This is a genomic window from Salegentibacter holothuriorum, assembly GCF_900168045.1.
GTDB lineage: Bacteria > Bacteroidota > Bacteroidia > Flavobacteriales > Flavobacteriaceae > Salegentibacter > Salegentibacter holothuriorum.
In genome coordinates this window covers 97,973-118,727 of sequence record NZ_FUYY01000001.1, presented here as the reverse complement: position 1 = coordinate 118,727, position 20,755 = coordinate 97,973, and the positions used below count along the sequence as shown (strand labels likewise).

The window sequence follows — 20,755 nt, the reverse complement described above, 5'->3', positions numbered from 1 at the left end:
CCAAGTATATTAAAAGCTTTATAAGCTTAGGTTAAAATTTTCTAAGCTTATTACAGCTTAATGTCATTTAGTACTTTTAAAAATTTCTGGTGCATTTCCTCGGAATAATCTAAATGGGTGACAATTCTTAATTTTCCCTGCCCCATATTGCTTATTCTTATATTTTCTTGCTGAAGTTTCTTCATAAATGCAGCTTCATCTGAAGCTTTCTTGAGATAAAAAATAATAATATTAGTATCAACCTCTTCCACCTCGCCCACATAACTGGCAGCTTCCAAAGTTTCAGCAATATCAGTTGCTCTTTTGTGGTCTTCGGCTAAACGCTCAACATTGTTATCCAAAGCATAAATTCCGGCTGCGGCCATAAAACCAACCTGGCGCATTCCGCCACCTAAAACTTTACGAATTCTAATGGCGTTTTTCATCAACTTCTTATCGCCAATAAGCACAGAACCCATTGGAATTCCCAGTCCTTTAGAAAGACAAACCGAAATGGTATCAAATAACTTCCCGTAATCTTTTGGGTCTTCATTTTTAGCAACCAAAGCATTAAAAAGCCTGGCCCCGTCTAAATGCAAACCAAGCTTATGGGTATTACAAACTTTTCTTATTTTTTTGATCTCTTTTAGATCATAACAAGCGCCTCCACCTTTATTGGTGGTATTTTCCAAACACACTAAACTTGTTAACGGACTGTGATAAAAGTCTGGTGGATTAATATTTTCTTCAACCTGGTCAGCTGTAATCATTCCACGGTCACCATCTACTAACTTGCAGGAAACCCCGCTGTTAAAAGAAGCACCACCCCCTTCATAATTAAAAACATGCGCCCATTTATCGCAAATTAGTTGTTCGGCTGGTTGCGTATGTAGTTTTATAGCAGCCTGGTTAGCCATACTTCCGGTAGGAAAAAATAGAGCCTCATCCATTCCAAACATCTTTGCCAGCTTTTCCTCTAAAGCATTTACACTAGGATCTTCTTTATACACATCATCACCAACTTCAGCGCCCATTATTGCTTTTAGCATTCCGCTTGTAGGTCTGGTTACTGTATCACTTCTTAAATCTATTTCTTTCATAAAACCATTTTTTTAATTTTTCCGCGAAGGCGGAAATCTATTTTCGTATTAAAATTAGCCCTTAAAACATCAAAAATTTCAAATTAGCATTTTACACACAATCCCCGTAGATTTTCTTTTTCCAGATGAAATCATACAATTTCAGGAAGTGAGAAACTGACTAACAGGAGAATAAGCAAAACTCCTTTCTTTTGGGGGCTTTTCAAGCAAGTCTAAAACTATAAAAATATCGTTAAATAGTTTCCCGTCGCGGTCTTAAATTCTATTTTTACCTTTAAAATTTACTTATATGATTACACACGAACATATCAGAAATCTTAGAGAGCGCCTTGGTGCGTTAAGGAGGTATCTTTGACATTGATGCCAAAAAAATAGAAATAGCTAATCAGGAAGAAAAAACCTTTGCCCCAGATTTTTGGAATGACCCCAAAAAGGCTGAGATCATTATGCGTGATCTTAATTCTGAAAAACAATGGGTAGAAGAGTTTGAGAAATCTGAAACACTGGTAGAAGATCTGGATGTTCTTTATGAATTTTATAAAGAAGATGAAGCCAGCGAACAAGATGTTTCAGAAAAAAATCAGCAGGCTTTAGATCTTATAGAAGATCTTGAGTTTAAAAATATGCTTTCTGAAGAAGGCGATAAATTGAGTGCGGTTTTGCAAATTACTGCAGGTGCCGGCGGTACAGAAAGTTGCGATTGGGCACAGATGCTTATGCGTATGTACCTGATGTGGGCCGAAAAACGTAATTTTAAAATCAAAGAATTAAATTACCAGGCAGGAGATGTTGCCGGAATTAAAACCGTAACACTGGAAATTGAAGGTGAATTTGCTTTTGGATGGTTAAAAGGAGAAAATGGCGTACACAGGTTGGTACGAATTTCCCCATTTGATAGTAATGCAAAACGTCACACTTCTTTCGCATCAGTATATGTTTATCCACTGGCTGATGATTCTATAGAAATAGATATTAATCCTTCTGAGATTTCCTGGGAAACCATGCGTTCTTCAGGTGCGGGAGGACAGAATGTAAATAAGGTAGAAACTGCGGTTAGATTACGCCACGCTCCTACCGGGATTGTGGTTGAAAATTCTGAAACGCGTTCTCAACTGGAAAACAAGACTAAGGCTATGCGGCTTTTAAAAAGTCAGTTATATGAAATTGAACTTCAAAAGCAACAAGCACAGCGCAGGGAGATTGAAGATTCTAAAATGAAGATAGAATGGGGATCGCAAATTAGAAATTATGTGATGCATCCTTATAAGTTGGTAAAAGATGTTAGAACTGCAGAAGAAACAGGTAATGTAGATGCCGTAATGAATGGAGAAATTGACGTTTTTCTAAAAGCTTTTTTAATGATGATGGGACAACGGCAGGAAGATTGATAAGTTTCTGCCAATATATTTTAGATTTAAAATTTATTGTTTATTTTAAAATAGCCAAAAACCAAAAATTATGATTATTGTTTATCACAATCCCAGATGCAAAAAATCTAGAGAAGGTTTGGAACTTGTAAAAAATTCTGGAAAAGAATATCAAATTAGAGAATACCTAAAAGAGCCACTTTCCGAAGAAGAATTGGGTGAAATTTTGGAAAAATTAAGTTTTTATCCAATACAGCTAATTCGCACTAACGAGAAAATTTGGAAAGAGGAGTACAAAAATAAAGACCTAAGTAACAAGGAATTAATTACCGTTATGGTAAAAAATCCAAAGCTTATTGAAAGACCAATTGTAGAGACTCCTAATACAGCGGTAGTAGGTAGGCCAAGCTCTAAAATTGAAGATATATTGTAATTAAAATTAATATATCAAACCATAAAAAAATGAAGACTCAACATAAAATAGCAATAATAGGTGCCGCCGGTTTTTTAGTGGCCGGCTTTGTTTATTCCCATTTTTACTTACATAGAAAAAGCAGGAAAGAACTAATTGAAATTGCCAGAGAACTTGCTTACACCTGGAAAAGAGAGCTGGAACTGGATTTTGAACAAACCGGCAAGCTGGAAGACCTTATTATAGAATACACGCTTAAGAAAAACGAAATCATAAACGCAACAGCGCTTACTGAAGATGAAATTATTTTCAAGCTAAAATCTATTCAGCAAGCGGAGCACGCTAAGCTGCAAAAATTAATGACCGGCAAGCAGTTTCAGAAATATTTAGATCTAAATAAAAAAATTAGTCGAAAATCTTAAGTTCTGAACTGCAATAAAGTAAGCTCATCTTAACATTTTAAATTCACATTTAACGTGAGTTTAACCCATCTCATATTAAACCATCCTCCAAATTAAAGGTCAAAGAATAAAAAATTCTATGACCACCAAAATCTTATGTACGCTCAGTGCAGCGTTTTCTCTCTTTTTTAGTTCCGTCAACTATTCTCAATCATCTGGTAATTCTTATGAGATCTCTGGAAAAGTAATAGATAATGAACTTAATGTACCCTTAGAATATGCTACAATTTCCATTATAGATGTAAATGACCCGGAAAACATTAATGGAGGTGTTACCAACAATGAGGGTGTTTTTAATATTGAGGTAGATTCTGGAACTTATAATATTATCGTTGAATTTATTTCTTATGAAACTAAGCGGTTTAACAATAGAAAGATCAATTCAGATTTAAACCTTCAAACCATAGAACTTGGGATAAGTTCAAATAACTTAGACGAAGTTGTAGTAAGAGCTGAAACCACCCAGGTTGATATTAGGCTTGATAAAAAGATATATAATATTGGAAAAGACCTTACCACTGCGGGCGGTACAGTAAGCGATGCACTTAACAACGTACCATCTATTGCAGTAGATATTGAAGGAGGTATAAGTTTAAGGGGGAATGACAATGTTAGAATACTAATTAACGGTAAACCTTCAGCAATGGCTGGTTTCGGCAGTACTGATGTTTTAAGTCAATTACCGGCTGAAGCCATAGAGCGTGTGGAAGTTATTACTTCCCCTTCTGCCAGGTATGATGCCGAAGGTACTGCTGGTATTATTAATATTATTCTTAGAAAAAAGGAAACACTTGGATTTAATGGTTCTGTTACTGTAAATGGAGGTATCCCTGAAAACGGAAGTATTTCTACCAATTTAAACTACCGTACCGATAAATATAACCTCTTCACCACTACCGGCTACAGATATTCTGAATCGCCAGGTTATGGATTCTTTGACACTCAATATTTTGACCCAAGAGCAGATATAATATTAGACAGCCTGGTTTATGACAGAAATATTGAAGACAGGGATTTTGATAGAATAAACCGTGGTTTTAATACTAATGTGGGAATGGAATACTACCTCTCTGATATGTCATCTATTACAGGTGCCATATTTTACAGAATTGGTGATGACCGTGATGTGACCAATAATTTCAATGACTATCTAATGGGTGGTACCGAACTTTTGGGAACAAACAGAAGGGAAATTGAGAATGAAGAAGACGAGAGTATTCAATTTTCGCTTAATTATATAAAAAAATTCGACAATAAAGGGCATAAGCTTACTGCAGATTTTCAATTTGAGAATGATGCAGAGACTCAGGACGCTTCTATAAATGAATTTATAACTTATAACAATACCCAAAAAGGTGCTATTGATATCCCTTCAGAATCTACGCTTACAGAGGAAGATAAAAAGGAATATTTGATACAGGCAGATTATGTACTACCCATTGGGGAGGAATCCCAATTTGAAGCCGGGTATCGCGGTAATTTTGAAAATGAAATAACAGACTATAAGCTTTACCAGGAAAACAACCTTGGCGAGTTTATGTTAAATAAAAGCCAGACCAATGTTTTTGATTATTCCGAAAATGTTCAGGCCCTTTATACACAGTACGGTACTAAATTTGGCAGTTTTAGCTTTCTTCTAGGTTTAAGGTTGGAGAATACTAATTTAAAAGGTAAGATAGATTCAGAGCTAACTGAAGAGGAATTGCAGGAAGAATTTTCTTTTGATATAGATACAGACTTCAACAATGACTATCTTGGTTTGTTCCCAACGGTAAATCTAATTTATGAACTTGGAGAAGATGAAAATGTCACCCTTGGGTATAACCGAAGAATAAACCGGCCAAGAGGTTGGTATATAAATCCTTTCCCTTCAAGAAGTAGCCGTAATAATATTTTCCAGGGGAATCCAAACCTTAACCCGGCATTTTCAAATGCTTTTGATTTAGGTTACTTAAAAAAGTGGGATAAATTCACCCTAACCTCCTCGGTGTACTACCAGAGAGAAACTGATGCTTTTCAAAGAGTAAGAGAAGAAGTTTTTATTAGCGGACCTTCTGGCCAACAGATAGAAGTAATTAGAAGTATACCGTTTAACCTGGCTACTAATGACAGAATGGGTGGCGAATTAGGTTTTCTTTATAATCCTGCAGATTGGTTAAGACTTAACGGTAGTTTAAATGTCTTCCGTTTTAAGCTAGACGGTGAATTTAATGGCACAGATTATAGTCAGGACAATTCAAGCTGGTTTGGTAGATTTAGTTCAAAAGTTACCTTACCACTACAAATAGACTGGCAAACCAACTTATTTTACCGAGGACCTTCAGACGAAATTCAGGGTACTCAAGAAGGAATTTTAAATGTTGATCTTGCTTTTAGTAAAGAGATCTTAAACGAGAAAGCTACACTTTCATTAAACGTTAGGGATATTTTCAACGGAAGAAAAAGAAATAGTTCTACCACTACAGAGTTTTTTAATCAGGAAAGTGAATTCCAGTGGAGACAGGGTCAATCGGCTAATATTTCTTTTATCTACAGGTTTAATCAGAAAAAACAGCAACAAAGAAGAGGTAATGGAGGTGAGGATTTTGATGAGGGCGAATTCTAAAACCCACAGATAATTTTAATCTTATTTATAGATAAAAATAGAGACAAAAAAAAGGGACAGTAACTGTCCCTTTTTTTTATGCTTTCTCTTCTTTAGCTTTTTTTCTAGCTTCCTTCTTTTCTTTAAGCAATTCTCCAACCGAACCACCTATCCAGTAGGGTAAAATAGCCATTAGGAAAATCATAAGCCAGAATCCCATAGTTAAAATAACCAGGAAAGCCAGAAAACCGAGGTATTGATCGAATTCGAACATAATTTCCAAAATTTTTTGATCTGGTCAAATATACTAAGCTTTGGTGGCTTATCACAATTTAATTTTCAGAAATTATAAAAGTGCTGTCTAAAATCAGCAATTTACCTGGCAGCAATCCCACGAGTTATTAAATAGATCTTTTTTAGATATCTAGAAAACATCGCAATATTAAATCTCGATTATCGCGTAAAATTAAGGGTTAAATTCTCTTTATTTATTCCTTTAAAACCCCACTATCTCGTAAATTTGTGAAACAACTAAACTAATATAGAAATTATGAATTATAGAATAGAAAAAGATACTATTGGGGAAGTAAAAGTTCCGGCAGATAAACTCTGGGGAGCTCAAACCGAACGTTCCAGAAATAATTTTAAAATTGGCCCAGCCGCTAGTATGCCTTTGGAAATAGTTTACGGCTTTGCTTATCTTAAAAAAGCAGCAGCTTACACAAACTGTGAACTAGGGGTTTTACCTGTAGAAAAAAGGGATTATATCGCCCAGGTATGTGACGAAATACTGGAAGGCAAACACGATGATCAGTTTCCATTGGTAATTTGGCAAACCGGTAGCGGCACCCAAAGTAATATGAACTTAAACGAAGTTATTGCAAATCGCGCACATCAATTAGCAGGAAATACCCTGGGCGAAGGTGAAAAAACACTTCAGCCAAATGATGATGTCAATAAATCGCAATCTTCTAACGATACCTTTCCTACAGGAATGCACATTGCAGCTTACAAAAAAATTATAACCGTGACACTTCCCGGGGTTAAGCAATTACGCGATACGTTAAAGAAAAAATCAGAAGAATTTAAAGAGGTAGTAAAAATTGGCCGTACGCATTTTATGGATGCTACTCCCCTAACCCTTGGCCAGGAATTTAGCGGTTATTTTGCCCAATTAGATCATGGTATTAAAGCTCTTGAAAATACACTTCCACATTTAGCTGAATTGGCGCTTGGTGGTACTGCAGTAGGAACGGGACTTAATACGCCTAAAGGCTATTCTAAAAGAGTAGCTGAGTTTATTGCTAAATTCACAGAACTACCTTTTGTTTCTGCTGGAAATAAATTTGAAGCCCTTGCTGCGCACGATGCTTTTGTGGAAACTCATGGCGCTTTAAAACAATTAGCAGTTTCTTTAAATAAAATAGGAAATGATATTAGAATGCTTTCTTCTGGTCCACGAAGCGGAATTGGTGAAATTAATATTCCTGCAAACGAGCCAGGCTCCTCTATAATGCCAGGAAAAGTTAATCCTACCCAATGTGAAGCTTTAACTATGGTTTGTGCCCAGGTAATGGGTAACGATGTAGCTATTGGTGTTGGCGGTATGCAGGGCCAGTTTGAACTAAATGTTTTTAAACCGGTTATGGCAGCTAATCTTTTACAAAGTGCAGAACTTATTGGTGATACCTGCACTTCTTTTGATGTAAACTGTGCAAGCGGAATTGAAGCTAATATGCCGAGAATCCAGGAACATTTAAATAATTCACTAATGTTGGTTACTGCTTTAAATACGAAAATAGGGTATTATAAAGCCGCTGAAATTGCCAATAAGGCTCACGAAGACGGGACTACCCTTAAAGAGGCTGCGGTTGAATTAGGTCACCTCACCGAAGAGCAGTTCGATGAGTGGGTACAACCAAAAGATATGGTTGGAAATATTAAATAATCCCTTCTAAATTGATAAGACCAACAAAGCCTGTCTAAAATTTTAGACAGGCTTTGTTGTTATTCGTCATCCTGAACTTGTTTCAGGATCTAAGTTGTTATGAATCTAAACATATTAGAAGCCTAACCAAGTTCCTTTAGACACTAGACTTTTCAGTCCGAAGTTTACCAATTACTTTTCAATTTTCTTCTTAGGCTTTTTGGCATAAAACTTTTGGAATCTCCAATAAGAGACAGCTCCCAGCAAAGCTACTATTGCAATGGCATAGTAAATAAATGTTGGTGTAATTACCTTATCACCACTTGCGTACGAGTGTAAACCTGCCAGGTAGAAGTTCACTCCAAAATAAGTCATTAAAATACTGGCAAAAGCTACAATAGACATAAAGTTAAAAAACCATCTACTTCTAAGACCAGGAACCAGGCGCATATGAATAACAAATGCATACACCATTATACTAATTAAAGCCCAGGTTTCTTTAGGGTCCCATCCCCAATAACGTCCCCAGCTTTCGTTGGCCCATTGCCCTCCAAGGAAGTTTCCAATGGTTAACATTACCAGGCCAACTGTTAAAGCCATTTCAGTAATAATGGTAATCTCTTTAATATTAAGATCCATTTTTTTCTTATTACTTTCGGTGGTAAAAATCATTAACAACAATGCCACAGCCCCTAGTATTAATCCCAGGGTAAAAGGCCCATAGCTTCCTACAATTACAGAAACGTGAATCATCAACCAATAAGAGTCCAAAACAGGCTGTAAATTGGCTATAGAGGGATCCATCCAATTCCAATGAGCAATCATTAATATCATTGAAGTTACAAATGCTGTAGAGGCAATTGTTAAACTACTTTTTCTTCCAAAAGCCAAGCCAAAAAACATAGTAGCCCAACCTACGTAAATCATAGATTCATAAGCGTCACTCCAGGGAGCATGCCCTGAAATATACCATCTGGCAATTAATCCTAGAGTGTGAAGTATAAAGAGAATTACAATAACGCCACCACTTATTTTAACCAACCATTTTGTAACGCTATTCTCTTTAAAAATTCTGATAATAACTACTACTAGCATAAACAGTCCCGCTGTCATGTACATCCAGAAAAGATTTCTGAAAATATCGTATTCATTATAAGTGATCTCCGCATTAATTCTATCTTTTGAAGGCATTACTTCTCCCCCAAATTTCTTTTGAAATCCTTTAATGCTTTCTAAATATTGATTCGCTTTGCTATAATCTCCGGTTTCACTTGCATCAGAAAGTGCTGTCATATATAATGGAAGAATCTGCTTGGTATACACCGAATCCATTCCTTTAAATACAACGCCTTCATCCTCCAATTCTGGATAAGACACCCATTTGTTATTATCGTCTCCGGGAATTGGGAAAATTCGAAGTATTTTTCCCTGTAAGGCCCTATACAACAAATTCACTTTTTTATCGGTATTAATAAAATCCTTTTGGAATTTATTGGGTACTGAAGCCTTATAAGCGTCCTCTAATAATGGAGAAAGTTTATAATTCCCCATTTCATCAAAGAAACTACTAAGGGTTAAATACTTTTCACCTTTATCTACACCTAAAACATTATGTAAACTATCATTATGTTTTTCTACATAAATAATTGGCACATTGTACCAAATCATTGGATTTTGGGTTAAGGATACCAAAACCTGATCTGAACTTAATCCTTCATATTCATCAGACTTGCTTAATTTACGAAGCAATTCAGAGGAATAGGTGTTGGCGGGTTTCATTCTACCACCTGCATCCTGGATAACCAAACGTCCAAATTCTGCGGCGTGTTCTTCGCTAATAGCATTAGTCTTAAGAATAGAATCTACTTCTTTTTTTGCCGATTCAGCGTGTTGGTGATCTTCATTGGGCATTTGGGCAAACATAGAACCTGCAGCCATAAAGAAAACAAGTACCGTACTTAACATCTTCTTTTTGTCTTTTACTTTTTCCAGCATTTCTTTCAGCTTTCCAAAACGTGAACCTTTATCAAAAAGAATAAGCATCAAGCCTAAATAGAGTAGAAAATAACCAATATAAGTCACCCAGGTTCCCCAAAAATCGTGATTTACAGAAAGTACTGTCCCGCTTTCATCTGGCATAAAACTGGCCTGGAAAAACCTAAAGCCTTTATGATCTAAAACATGGTTCATATATATCTCATAAGGCACATTTTCCTTTCCTTCTTCAACAATCTCCACCTTACTTTTAAAAGAGGAATAACTGTTCTCTGTTCCCGGGTATTTATCGGCTATAAAATCGTTGAGTTTAAGGGCAAAAGGTAATTCTATTTCCTTACTACCGTAATTTAAATAAAATTCAAGCCCAGCCAGTTCTACTTTATGAGGCTCACTGGGAATTCCCTGTCCCCCCATTATAGTTACCGTCTCAGACTCACCTTCTGAAGAAACCCTTACCGTTAAGGCATCGGTTTGTCCATCAGTCTTTTCAGGGGTTTTAACAACGTCATACTCTCCCCTAATTACAGGCTCGGGTATTACAAATTGCATGGCTCCAATATTATAAAGCGAACGCAACATTAAAGTTTGGGTAGAGTCCTGTACCAAACCACCTTTCTTTTGGTCGGCCATTCTCATATAGTCTCCCTCAAAAGGTGAGTTTATAGTGTATTTGCCACTTTCTTCATTATATTCTATGTTGATTGCGCCCTCGGTAGGATCATTTAGGGCGAATAATACATTATGAATATTTTGTACCTCTCCTTCCTTTAAAAAGTGATCATGACGCCCACCGCCTCCGGCTTCAACGAGCTTAAGATAAACATCTCCATCTTCAGTAGGAACTAATTCTTCCTTAGCTCCATAAATAAAGTTTGTTGCTTCTATCGTAACCGGTTGCCCGTTATAATCGGTATTAAGTACATAATCATTTTCCGTTTCCGGAGCAAAAAGAACCGGTTCTTCTAAAACCCTTCGGCGAGGTTCACCTTCAATTTCACCATCTATAAATGTGGTAAAATACGTCTTTTGTGAAAGCATGATATTCGTGGTTTCACCCTCTTTTATAGGCATCACACCTTCATAACTGATATAACGAGTAATAAAGGCGCCAATAAGGATTAATACAAAAGATAAATGAATTAAAAGCGAAGACCATTTTTCACGTTTATGAAGATTATAGCGTTTAATATTTCCTGCGAAATTAATCACAAAAAACACCATAATACCTTCAAACCACCAGGTGTTGTAAATTAACACCCTGGCTGTTTCAATACTATACCAACTTTCAATAAATGTTCCAAACGCCATGGTCACTGCAAAGACCACAAACAAGACTGCCATTATACGTGTAGAAAATATGACAGAGGCTATTTTATTCTGCATGAAGTAACTCTTTTAAGGCCGCAAATTTAGGCATTTTTAATGGTTTCCAGGAGGAAAATTTAAGACATTCTCTTACACGAATGTTAATTTTATTGCCTGATTATTTTTAATAATTTAGCCGAATGGTAGAAGTGGTAATTTTAGGAACAGGAAATGTAGCTTTTCATATATTTCAAACCTTCTCTGAAGCGAAAAATATAAGGGTGATTCAGGTATATAATCACAAGAAAGTGAGCTTAAAAAGTTTTTCTAAGCTCATAGATACAACCACTAATATCCATAATTTAAAACCTGCAGATTTCTATCTGCTTGCATTAAAAGATGATGTTATTTCTGAAATAGCCCAACAGCTTAATAATCACAAAGGTATTATCTTACATACTTCGGGTGCAATTGGTTTAAATGCCCTGCAGAGTGCAACAAACTTTGGGGTCTTTTATCCCTTGCAGAGTTTTTCTAAAAATAATACCGTAGATTTTACTGAAATTCCAATTTGCATTGAAGCAAATTCCACAGAAAACCTTGAGAAAATTAAGTCACTGGCTTTAGAAATATCAACGGATGTTCGTGAGATTGATTCTGAACAGCGAAAAGCCTTACATGTGGCTGCAGTTTTTGTAAACAATTTTAGTAATCATTTGTATTCAATTGGAGCTGAAATTTGTGATGATCATGGAATAGATTTCAGTATTTTAAAACCACTTATTACAGAAACTGCTTTAAAGATTAAAAATTTAAAGCCCCGCGAAGCCCAAACCGGCCCGGCTTTAAGAAATGATCAAAAAACAATTGAAACACATTTAGCACTATTGCCTAATAAACATAAACATATCTACAACCTTATAACTCAATCTATTCAAGATTTACATGGAAAAAAATTATAAAGAATACCTAAACCAAATTAACACCTTTGTATTTGATGTAGACGGTGTGCTTACCGATGGAAGCATTCAAGTTAGTACTGCCGGCGAATTGCTGCGCACTATGAACATTAAAGATGGTTACGCACTTAAAGCCGCAAAAAATGCCGGTTATACGGTTTGCATTATCTCCGGTGGTAAAAATGAAGGAGTTAGAAAAAGACTAAGGGACCTTGGGATAAACGACATCTACCTGGGAATTCACGATAAGGTAGAGCAAATGGATGAATTCTTTGACATTTACAATATCAATGCAGAAGATGTGCTATATATGGGAGACGACATCCCGGATTACTATCCTATGAAACTTGTGGGCTTACCCTGCTGCCCACAGGACGCCGCGGCAGAGGTTAAAGAAATCTCTAAATATATTTCTCACAAAAAAGGAGGAAAAGGTTGCGTTCGCGATGTTATAGAACAAGTGATGAAAGTACAGGGCAAATGGATTGATAAAGCATAATGAATTGGATTTTACTAATTCTAGCGGGACTTTTTGAAGTTGGATTTGCATTTTGCCTGGGAAAAACCAAAATTACCACTGGTAGCAGCTCTAATCTTTGGTTTATGGGGTTTTTAATTTCCCTGGCCATAAGCATGATTTTACTTTACAAAGCTACCCAAACACTACCAATTGGCACCGCTTATGCGGTTTGGACAGGTATTGGAGCTGTAGGTACTGTTTTACTTGGAATTTTTATTTTTAAGGAACCTGCTAATTTTTGGCGCATATTCTTTCTAAGTACCCTAATAATTTCAATAGTAGGTTTAAAATTTGTTTCTGAATAATATAGTATATGATCACATATTTAAAGCTACTACGATGGCCTAACCTTATTTTTATAGCCCTCACTCTAATTCTTATAAAATTTTCATTTTTTGAAGAATTTGGTGCTTCAATTACACTTAATGCATTTGGTTATGCCTTATTAATTTTGGCTACGATATGTATAGCCGCTTCAGGATACGTGATAAATGATATTTATGATATTGAAACCGACAAAATTAACAAACCTAAAAAGCTATTTGTAGGAAATAAGGTTTCAGAAAAAAGAGCGAATAATTTATTTATTGTATTAAATATTATTGGTGTAGGCCTGGGTTTTTACCTGGCAAATTTGCTAGGTAAACCAGGCTTTGTAGCAATTTTCATCTTTTCTTCGGCTTTACTCTATTTATATGCGAGTTACCTTAAGCAAATTCCAATCTTAGGCAATGTTTTAATAAGTCTGCTTGTAGCCTTTGTAGTACTATTGCCTGCCATTTTTGATCTTTTTCCTGCTATTTCTTCTCAAAACAAGAAAATTCAGTCTTTACTTTTTTCTATTTTACTTGATTACGCGGTGTTTGCTTTTTTAGTGAATTTATTACGAGAAATGGTAAAAGATCAGGAAGATGTTAAGGGAGATCATAATGCCGGTATACAAACACTGCCCATTATACTTGGTGTTAAGCGCACTAATAAGATTATTTTTGCCCTTGGAATTCTACCTGTAGTTGCTATTGTATATTACATCTATAATTATCTATTTGAAAATACTTTTTTAGTAATCTACACCCTGCTTTTTATACTGGCCCCACTACTCTATTTTCTGGTGCGCATTTGGGAGGCTAAAAAGAAGAGCGATTACTCACACTTAAGTTTAATGTTGAAAATCATCTTATTTTTCGGACTTATCTCTATCGGATTTTATCAATTTTTACTCTAATTTATTATGCTGAAAGAACTTTTAAAAAATAAAGAAATCATTCTTGCTTCTGGCTCACCAAGGCGCCACCAATTCTTTAAAGATCTGGACATTCCTTTTAAAGCAGATGTAAGACCGGTAAAAGAAGTCTATCCAGATTACCTTCAAAAAGAAGAAATAACAGATTTTCTGGCACAATTAAAAGCCGAAGCTTTTCAGAAAGAATTGAAAAAAGACCAGATCTTAATTACAAGCGATACTATTGTTTATAATGAAGGAAACGCAATGGGAAAACCGGCAACAGTTTCTGAAGCTAAAGAAATGCTTAAGTCGCTTTCAGGGAAAACCCATAGTGTTTTTACTTCGGTTTGTTTTACCACCCACAATCATCAATCTACGGTAAATTGTGAAACTAAAGTAAGCTTTAAAGAACTTACTACAGGGGAAATTAATTACTATGTAGAAAACTTTAAACCTTTTGATAAAGCCGGCGGCTATGCCATACAGGAATGGATTGGCCTTATTGGAATCACCAATCTTGAAGGAAGTTATTTTAATGTGGTAGGGCTTCCCACCCACTTGGTTTATAATGAGCTAATAAACTTAGCTTAGAATAAATTCAATTTCAAACCTAGATTTCAAATATCTTTTACCTTAATAATTTTAACCGGGCAGGCAGCTGCCGCTGCTTCAGCCGGCTCCAGAATGCTATGATCTGGAGATTTCAGGGTATGGAAACCTTTATTATCTTTTGCCTTTAACAAAACCGATTTACCATCCTTTTTAGACATCTGAAACTGTTCAGGTGCCAGTTCTACACAATAATTACATCCAATACATTTTTGGCGCTGTAAGGTGATTACTACCATCAGGCTTCTACCATTTTATAAAGTTTATCTGAAAGTCTAACCCTAAACGGAAGTTTTATAGTACAGGAATCTCCTTTTTTAGCTTGCTCCACACTCGTCTCATTAACATAAAGTTCCATTAAATCAACTTCTTTAGCTCCGGTACTGGGGCCGGTAATTAGGAGTTTATCTCCTTTCTTAATATCGTAAGCCTCTATCTTGAATTCTGCAATTCCCGCTTTAGGGAAATAATGAACCCCTTTACCAACATATATTTTTTTCTGAGTAGCCTGAGATCCTGAGGTTTTACTCCATTCCCCAAGTTTCTGACCCAAATAATATCCGCTCCAGAAGCCTCTATTATATACCGTGGCCAACTGTTCCATCCAATAATCCACTTTTTCAGAAGTAAATGTATCTTCAGAAAGTGCATCTATAGCCTCCCGATACACCCGGGTAACCGTAGCTACATACTCGGGGGCACGTCCACGACCTTCAATTTTAAGTATCTGAATACCGGCATCCTTTACCTGGTCCAGAAAATCAAGAGTACAAAGGTCTTTTGGCGACATCATATACTCATTATCGGTTTCAATCTCAAAACCGGTTTCCTGGTCAATAAGCGTATATTTCTTTCGGCAATTCTGTTTACAAGCGCCACGATTTGCCGAAGAGTTATCTGAATGCAGACTTAAGTAACATTTCCCCGAAACGGCCATACATAAAGCACCATGACCAAAGATTTCAACCTTAACCAATTCGCCCGAAGGCCCTTTTATTAGGTCTTTTTGAATCTGGTCGGTAATGTTCTTTACCTGGCGCAGACTTAATTCACGGGAAAGCACCATAGTTTCGGCAAATAGACTGTAGAATCTTACCGTTTCAATATTAGTGATGTTTAGCTGGGTGGAAATATGCACAGCTATTCCTCGCTCTCTTGCTGAAGCGATTACCGCCTGATCTGATGCAATCACAGCTGTGATACCGGCTTCTTTTGCTTTATTCAGCAGGGTTTTAATGAGCGAAAGATCATGATCGTAGATAATCGTATTTAGCGTAAGATAGGTTCGCACATTCTTCGCTTCACATCTGCGGGTAATTTCCGGTAGATCATCCATAGTAAAATTTACGGAAGCCCTTGCCCTCATATTAAGCTGGTCTACTCCAAAATAAACTGAATCTGCGCCATTGTCAAGAGCTGCCTGCAGGGATTCAAAATTTCCCGCAGGAGCCATAAGTTCCATCTTTGTCTTCATTCAAAAATTTATTTACTGATAACTTTACTCGATAATCGAGATTTGAATGCTTGGTCTCAAAGCATCGGGATGCCTCGAACTCCATTTTTTTAATTTAATGCCCCTTGGGATTGCCACGAGGTAACTTACTTGAATGCAGGAAGTACCCCACCTGTTAATTCAAGCCAATTAAAAAACACCGCAAAAAAAGTAAAAAATCAATTTTCTCATTGTGACCAGAGTCATATTTCAACACATTTTTGGAGCTTTACTTTGCCTTAAAATAAAGAAAATGAATACAAGCATAGAAATTAGCGCACTTCCGGAAGGGCATCCGATAAAGATTTATTCTAAAGAAAAGGAGCTTATCCTACTGCTACTAAAGGAACTGGAAGAAACCAATCCTGTTGAAGAAACTCAGAAGTATTATAATATTTTCAACCAGTTACAAAGTATTGAAAGACGCTTTGAACGAAAAGAGAACCAGTTATTCCCTTTTCTGGAGCAAAAAGGATGGAACGGCCCCAGCCAGGGTATGTGGTCTTTTCACGATAATCTCCGTGAGCAATTCAAATTACTTCGTAAAAAGATCACTTATAGAGAACTCAAGGAAGTTGAAGCTGATGCCAGGTTTTTAACCAGCGGAATTCATCGTTTGCTGCTAATAGAAGAAGATGTGCTCTTCCCTAATGCCCTGGAAATTCTTTCAGAAAAAGACTGGATAGAAGTCCGTAAGGGAGAGGAAGAAATCGGATGGATGTTAACTGAAACCCCTGCTGCCTTCCCTAAAAAGGAGGAATATATTCACCCAAGTCAGGATACTACCAAAAGAGAGCTTAGTTTTAACCTGGAAAACACTGCGCATTACGATGAAGGTTATATGAGTGTAGACCAGGTTAACCTGCTTTTAAAAACAATGCCACTGGATATTACTTATGTAGATGAAAACGACAAAGTGATTTTTTACAACCGTGGAGAGGAAAGAGTTTTCCCCAGAAGTGCGGGAATTATTGGCAGGGAGGTAAAATTTTGTCATCCGCCAAAAAGCGTTGGAACCGTATTAAAAATCCTGGAGGAGTTTAGGAAAGGCACTAAAAATGAAGCCTCATTCTGGATCAACTTTAAAGGTAGGCTTATTTATATTCGATATTTTGCCGTAAGAGATGCTGAAAAAAAATACAAAGGGGTAATAGAGATGTCTCAGGATATCACCGATATAAAAAAGATAGAAGGAGAAAACCGATTACTGAATTGGGAATAATCATCTGATAGAAATTAAAAACTAATAGAGAATATATTCTTACTGAAAATACAATCTATTAAAAACTCACATAGTGAGTAAAAAGAAGATTTTCAAATTGGTTAACCCACCGGCAAAATGGGGTCGATAAAATATTATTGAGATAGAAAATTTTATGGATAGAAAATTTAGAATATCTATAAGGCCCCAACACTGCCTGCCAGGCTGTAGATTAGTAAATTAAATTTTTATAAATAAAAATAACAGTATTTTAAAATTTTATATACTTGTTTTACAGTCGTTTATAATCCGATTATTAAACTATAACATCAACAAAACAAACTCAAGAATTGTTATTTAAATTTTATTGCAAAATGGCTTTTTAGATTACCTTTGTATCAAAATTTAGTCTAGATTATGTATGAAGTTTTTTCCACGTATAAAACCGAAATCTCTTACACGGTAGCAACGATTTTCGTTTTATTAATTGTTCAATTCCTATTAAAGAAGGCAGCACACCGAGTTGGTAAACGCAGTGAAATAAACTTCACCAGAACAAAATTAATGTTCAAGTATATTAATATTCTTATTTTACTCATTGCTGTTTTCCTATTATCTATCTCCTGGGGAATGGGCTTTGCAGAACTTTCCCTTATATTTTCTTCGGTTTTTGCCGTACTGGGAGTTGCACTTTTTGCCATCTGGTCAATTCTTAGCAATATCACCTCTGGGATTATACTTTTCTTTTCCTTTCCGTATAAAATTGGAGATAAAATAAAGATTCATGACAAAGATCTTCCTATTGAAGCTATTATTGAAGACATAAAGGCTTTTCACTTACACCTCAGGACTTTGGAAGGAGAGTTAATCACTTATCCAAATAACCTTATTCTGCAAAAAGCAGTCTCTTTGGTTGAAAAGGATGTTTATCTTGATGAGGGTAAAAGCAGCCTATAAGCCTTAAAAGTTGGTTTATTATCCTGGATCAAACTCACTGTTTAGATGAGACAATATTTTAATTTGCTAAAAGCCACAGGTCATTTAATCTTTGATTATCGAGTAAATTCTTATCTTCAGACGCTAAAGTTTTTATATTTGAAAACCTTATCTAATCGTCTTGAGATCTATGCGCAAACTACTTAGTTTCATTTGTTGTTTTTTTCTGTTGAATTTACACGCACAGCAACCCAAAAAATTAAACGCTGCTGAAATATTTCAGAAAATAAAAAAACTAAATTTCCTTGGAGCCGTTCTATACATTGGAGCACATCCAGATGACGAAAACACGCGATTAATATCTTATTTTTCTAATGAAAGAAATGCAAGAACTGCTTATCTCTCATTAACCCGTGGGGATGGTGGTCAAAACCTCATTGGTCCTCAATTAAGGGAGCAATTAGGCTTAATTAGAACCCAGGAACTACTGGCGGCACGACGTATAGACGGCGGCGAACAATTTTTTACCCGAGCCAATGATTTTGGCTACTCTAAAACCCCGGAAGAAACCCTGGAAATCTGGGATAAAGAAGAAGTGCTTAGTGATATGGTTTGGATTATTAGAAATTTTAAACCAGATGTTATCATAAATCGGTTTGATCATCGCACTCCGGGAACCACTCACGGTCACCACACCTCCTCTGCCATACTAAGTCTCGAAGCTTTTGAGGCCGCAGCAAATCCTAACAGATTTCCCGAGCAATTAGAATTCACCGAAATACATCAAACCAAACGCGCTTATTTCAATACGTCTCCCTGGTTTTATGGCGGGCAGGAAGCCTTTGAAGAAGCCAGTAAAAACCAATTTGTAAGTTTTGATACCGGAGGCTATTTTCCACTCCGCGGACTTTCTAACCCCGAAATTTCTTCTTTAAGCCGAAGTCAACACCAATCTCAGGGTTTTGGTAGTACAGGTTCCCGTGGCAGCCAAATGGAATACTTAGAACCTATTAAAGGAGATACCATCCGCTCGCAAAATGTCTTTAAAAACATTAATACTTCCTGGGATAAATTAGAAGGCGGTTCAGCAATAGGTGAAATCTTAACTCAAATTGAAGAAAATTTTAATTTTAAAGATCCGGCTGCTAGCTTACCACAACTTTTAAAAGCTTATTCATTAATACAGGAATTACCCAATGATCACTGGCGAGAACTCAAAACCAAAGAAATCAAAAATATCATTTATGCCAGCGCAGGTTTATTTTTAGAGGCAGTAGCAAATCAAGCTTCAGCTACCGCAATGGATAGCGTGGTGGTAAATCTTGAAGCTATTAACCGAAGTGATTTCCCCATTCACTTAACTTCCGTAGAATTAAGTCCGAATAACGCAAAAATTCAGCAGGAGATTAAACTGGAAAATAACAAAACCTGGCAAAATGAAATCACGCTCAAAGTTCCTGAAAATACGGTCTATACAACGCCTTATTGGCTAAAAGAGGATACTAATAATGGGATGTATAAAGTAGAGGATCAACAGTTAAGAGGTCTTCCCGAGACACCTAAGCTTACCAAAGGACTTTTTCATCTTGATTTTGATGGTGTTATGCTAAGCTTTGAAAAACCTATTGTCTATAAATACAATGATCCTGTTTTTGGAGAAACCTACCAGCCATTTGAGATTGTACCAGAAGTCTCCCTTTCTTTTGAAGACGAGATAATGATCTTTGAAAACGACAAGCCAAAGAATATTTTAGTAAAACTTACTGCTGGAAAAGCAAATATTGATGGTGAAGTGAATCTTTCGGCCGGAGATGGCTGGACAATTAAGCCTGAAACCCATAAGTTTCAGCTTCAGCAAAAAGGAAGTTCACAAACTGTATCCTTCCAGGCCATTCCACCTAAGAACCAGAATGAAACTTACATTAAACCTATTGCAATGGTAAATGGGAAAGAGTTTTCAGAAAAACTTATTTCTATAGATTACAAACATATTCCGAAGCAGAACCTGGTAGTTCCATCAAAATTAAAAGTTGCACGCTTAGAGATTGAGAAAAAAGGCGAATTCATTGGTTATATTGAAGGGGCCGGCGATGTAGTTCCGGAAAGTTTAGAGCAAATAGGCTATCGTGTCAACAAATTAAATGCTGCTACGATTTCTTTGGCTTCATTAAAGAAATATGATGCCGTAGTATTGGGAATTCGTGCACTTAATACTGTTGAAGCTTTAAAATATAAACAGCAAATCCTTTTTGATTATGTAGAAAATGGCGGGAATTTAATTGTGCAATACAATACCAATCGAGGTTTGGTGACCGAAAATATATCGCCGCTACCGCTGGAATTATCTCGTGATCGTGTAACCGATGAAACTGCTGAAGTTAGGTTTTTAGCTGAAAACCATCCTATCTTAAATTCTCCAAACAATATCACTGAAAATGATTTTGAAAATTGGGTGCAGGAACGCGGACTCTATTTTCCGGATTCCTGGAGTGAAGAATTTACTCCAATCCTCTCTATGAACGATAAAAACGAAACTCCCAAAAATGGTAGTTTGATGGTAGCACGATACGGAGAAGGTTATTTTATTTATACCGGGCTAAGCTTTTTTAGGCAATTCCCTGCCGGTGTGCCCGGTGCTTATAGACTTTTTGCCAATATGGTTTCAATAGGAAAAGAATGA

Annotated in this window: 18 protein-coding genes; 13 read left to right on the top strand and 5 right to left on the bottom strand. The window is 36.3% G+C overall.

The window, feature by feature from the left end; translation table 11 throughout:
• Positions 1-50: 50 nt before the first annotated feature.
• Positions 51-1,079: a threonine aldolase family protein gene (locus tag B5X51_RS00555; protein WP_079718920.1), complete on the bottom strand. Its 1,029-nt coding sequence runs from the start codon at positions 1,077-1,079 to the stop codon at positions 51-53.
• A 289-nt stretch (positions 1,080-1,368) separates the two neighbouring features.
• Between B5X51_RS00555 and prfB the strand changes: the two genes are divergently transcribed.
• The 4 genes from prfB (at position 1,369) to B5X51_RS00535 (ending at position 5,924) form a co-directional block, all read left to right on the top strand.
• Positions 1,369-2,467 (top strand): peptide chain release factor 2 gene (gene prfB / locus B5X51_RS00550; RefSeq protein WP_139374811.1). Its coding sequence is split into 2 segments (ribosomal slippage): positions 1,369-1,431 and positions 1,433-2,467, totalling 1,098 coding nucleotides; the frame shifts between segments, so codons are not numbered across the junction.
• Between the two features lie 70 nt (positions 2,468-2,537).
• A complete protein-coding gene (arsC, locus tag B5X51_RS00545; RefSeq protein ID WP_079718918.1) occupies positions 2,538-2,879 on the top strand; it encodes an arsenate reductase (glutaredoxin) in 342 nt (113 codons plus the stop codon).
• A 29-nt stretch (positions 2,880-2,908) separates the two neighbouring features.
• Positions 2,909-3,280, top strand: a complete 372-nt coding sequence (locus B5X51_RS00540) for a hypothetical protein (RefSeq protein WP_079718917.1) — start codon at positions 2,909-2,911, stop codon at positions 3,278-3,280.
• 118 nt (positions 3,281-3,398) lie between these two features.
• Complete coding sequence (locus B5X51_RS00535; RefSeq protein ID WP_079718916.1) at positions 3,399-5,924, top strand: TonB-dependent receptor; 2,526 nt, start codon at positions 3,399-3,401, stop codon at positions 5,922-5,924.
• A 76-nt stretch (positions 5,925-6,000) separates the two neighbouring features.
• Here B5X51_RS00535 and B5X51_RS15860 read toward each other — a convergent pair whose 3' ends face one another.
• The gene (locus B5X51_RS15860; protein WP_176132705.1) at positions 6,001-6,177 is read right to left on the bottom strand and encodes a hypothetical protein; all 177 of its coding nucleotides are present in this window, start codon (positions 6,175-6,177) and stop codon (positions 6,001-6,003) included.
• A 276-nt stretch (positions 6,178-6,453) separates the two neighbouring features.
• Here B5X51_RS15860 and fumC point away from each other — a divergent pair, with 276 nt between their 5' ends.
• A complete protein-coding gene (gene fumC, locus B5X51_RS00530) occupies positions 6,454-7,851 on the top strand; it encodes a class II fumarate hydratase (protein WP_079718915.1) in 1,398 nt (465 codons plus the stop codon).
• 171 nt (positions 7,852-8,022) lie between these two features.
• Here the strand turns inward: fumC and ccsA are convergent, their stop codons facing one another.
• Positions 8,023-11,211, bottom strand: coding sequence for a cytochrome c biogenesis protein (ccsA, locus tag B5X51_RS00525; RefSeq protein ID WP_079718914.1), 3,189 nt, complete (start codon positions 11,209-11,211; stop codon positions 8,023-8,025).
• A 122-nt stretch (positions 11,212-11,333) separates the two neighbouring features.
• Between ccsA and B5X51_RS00520 the strand changes: the two genes are divergently transcribed.
• From B5X51_RS00520 to B5X51_RS00500, 5 genes are read left to right on the top strand one after another with little or no spacing between them, the layout of a single operon-like run.
• Positions 11,334-12,095: a Rossmann-like and DUF2520 domain-containing protein gene (locus B5X51_RS00520; RefSeq protein WP_079718913.1), complete on the top strand. Its 762-nt coding sequence runs from the start codon at positions 11,334-11,336 to the stop codon at positions 12,093-12,095.
• Positions 12,079-12,591: a KdsC family phosphatase gene (locus B5X51_RS00515; RefSeq protein WP_079718912.1), complete on the top strand. Its 513-nt coding sequence runs from the start codon at positions 12,079-12,081 to the stop codon at positions 12,589-12,591. The genes B5X51_RS00520 and B5X51_RS00515 overlap by 17 nt, the downstream gene beginning before the upstream one ends.
• Positions 12,591-12,917 carry a DMT family transporter gene (locus B5X51_RS00510; protein ID WP_079718911.1) on the top strand — a complete coding sequence of 109 codons (327 nt, stop codon included), beginning with the start codon at positions 12,591-12,593 and terminating at the stop codon, positions 12,915-12,917. Before B5X51_RS00515 ends, B5X51_RS00510 begins: the two co-directional genes overlap by 1 nt.
• A gap of 8 nt (positions 12,918-12,925) precedes the next feature.
• Positions 12,926-13,837 (top strand): geranylgeranylglycerol-phosphate geranylgeranyltransferase, encoded by a 912-nt coding sequence (locus B5X51_RS00505; RefSeq protein WP_079718910.1) that lies wholly within the window; start codon positions 12,926-12,928, stop codon positions 13,835-13,837.
• A 6-nt stretch (positions 13,838-13,843) separates the two neighbouring features.
• Complete coding sequence (locus B5X51_RS00500) at positions 13,844-14,428, top strand: Maf-like protein (protein WP_079718909.1); 585 nt, start codon at positions 13,844-13,846, stop codon at positions 14,426-14,428.
• A 26-nt stretch (positions 14,429-14,454) separates the two neighbouring features.
• Here B5X51_RS00500 and B5X51_RS00495 read toward each other — a convergent pair whose 3' ends face one another.
• Both B5X51_RS00495 and B5X51_RS00490 read right to left on the bottom strand, forming a co-directional pair.
• The gene (locus B5X51_RS00495) at positions 14,455-14,685 is read right to left on the bottom strand and encodes a ferredoxin (RefSeq protein ID WP_079718908.1); all 231 of its coding nucleotides are present in this window, start codon (positions 14,683-14,685) and stop codon (positions 14,455-14,457) included.
• Positions 14,685-15,920, bottom strand: a complete 1,236-nt coding sequence (locus tag B5X51_RS00490) for a U32 family peptidase (protein WP_079718907.1) — start codon at positions 15,918-15,920, stop codon at positions 14,685-14,687. Before B5X51_RS00490 ends, B5X51_RS00495 begins: the two co-directional genes overlap by 1 nt.
• Before the next feature lie 271 nt (positions 15,921-16,191).
• Between B5X51_RS00490 and B5X51_RS00485 the strand changes: the two genes are divergently transcribed.
• The 3 genes from B5X51_RS00485 (at position 16,192) to B5X51_RS00475 (ending at position 20,755) form a co-directional block, all read left to right on the top strand.
• A complete protein-coding gene (locus B5X51_RS00485; RefSeq protein WP_079718906.1) occupies positions 16,192-17,160 on the top strand; it encodes a DUF438 domain-containing protein in 969 nt (322 codons plus the stop codon).
• Between the two features lie 396 nt (positions 17,161-17,556).
• The gene (locus B5X51_RS00480; protein WP_079718905.1) at positions 17,557-18,096 is read left to right on the top strand and encodes a mechanosensitive ion channel domain-containing protein; all 540 of its coding nucleotides are present in this window, start codon (positions 17,557-17,559) and stop codon (positions 18,094-18,096) included.
• 169 nt (positions 18,097-18,265) lie between these two features.
• Positions 18,266-20,755: a PIG-L family deacetylase gene (locus B5X51_RS00475; protein ID WP_079718904.1), complete on the top strand. Its 2,490-nt coding sequence runs from the start codon at positions 18,266-18,268 to the stop codon at positions 20,753-20,755.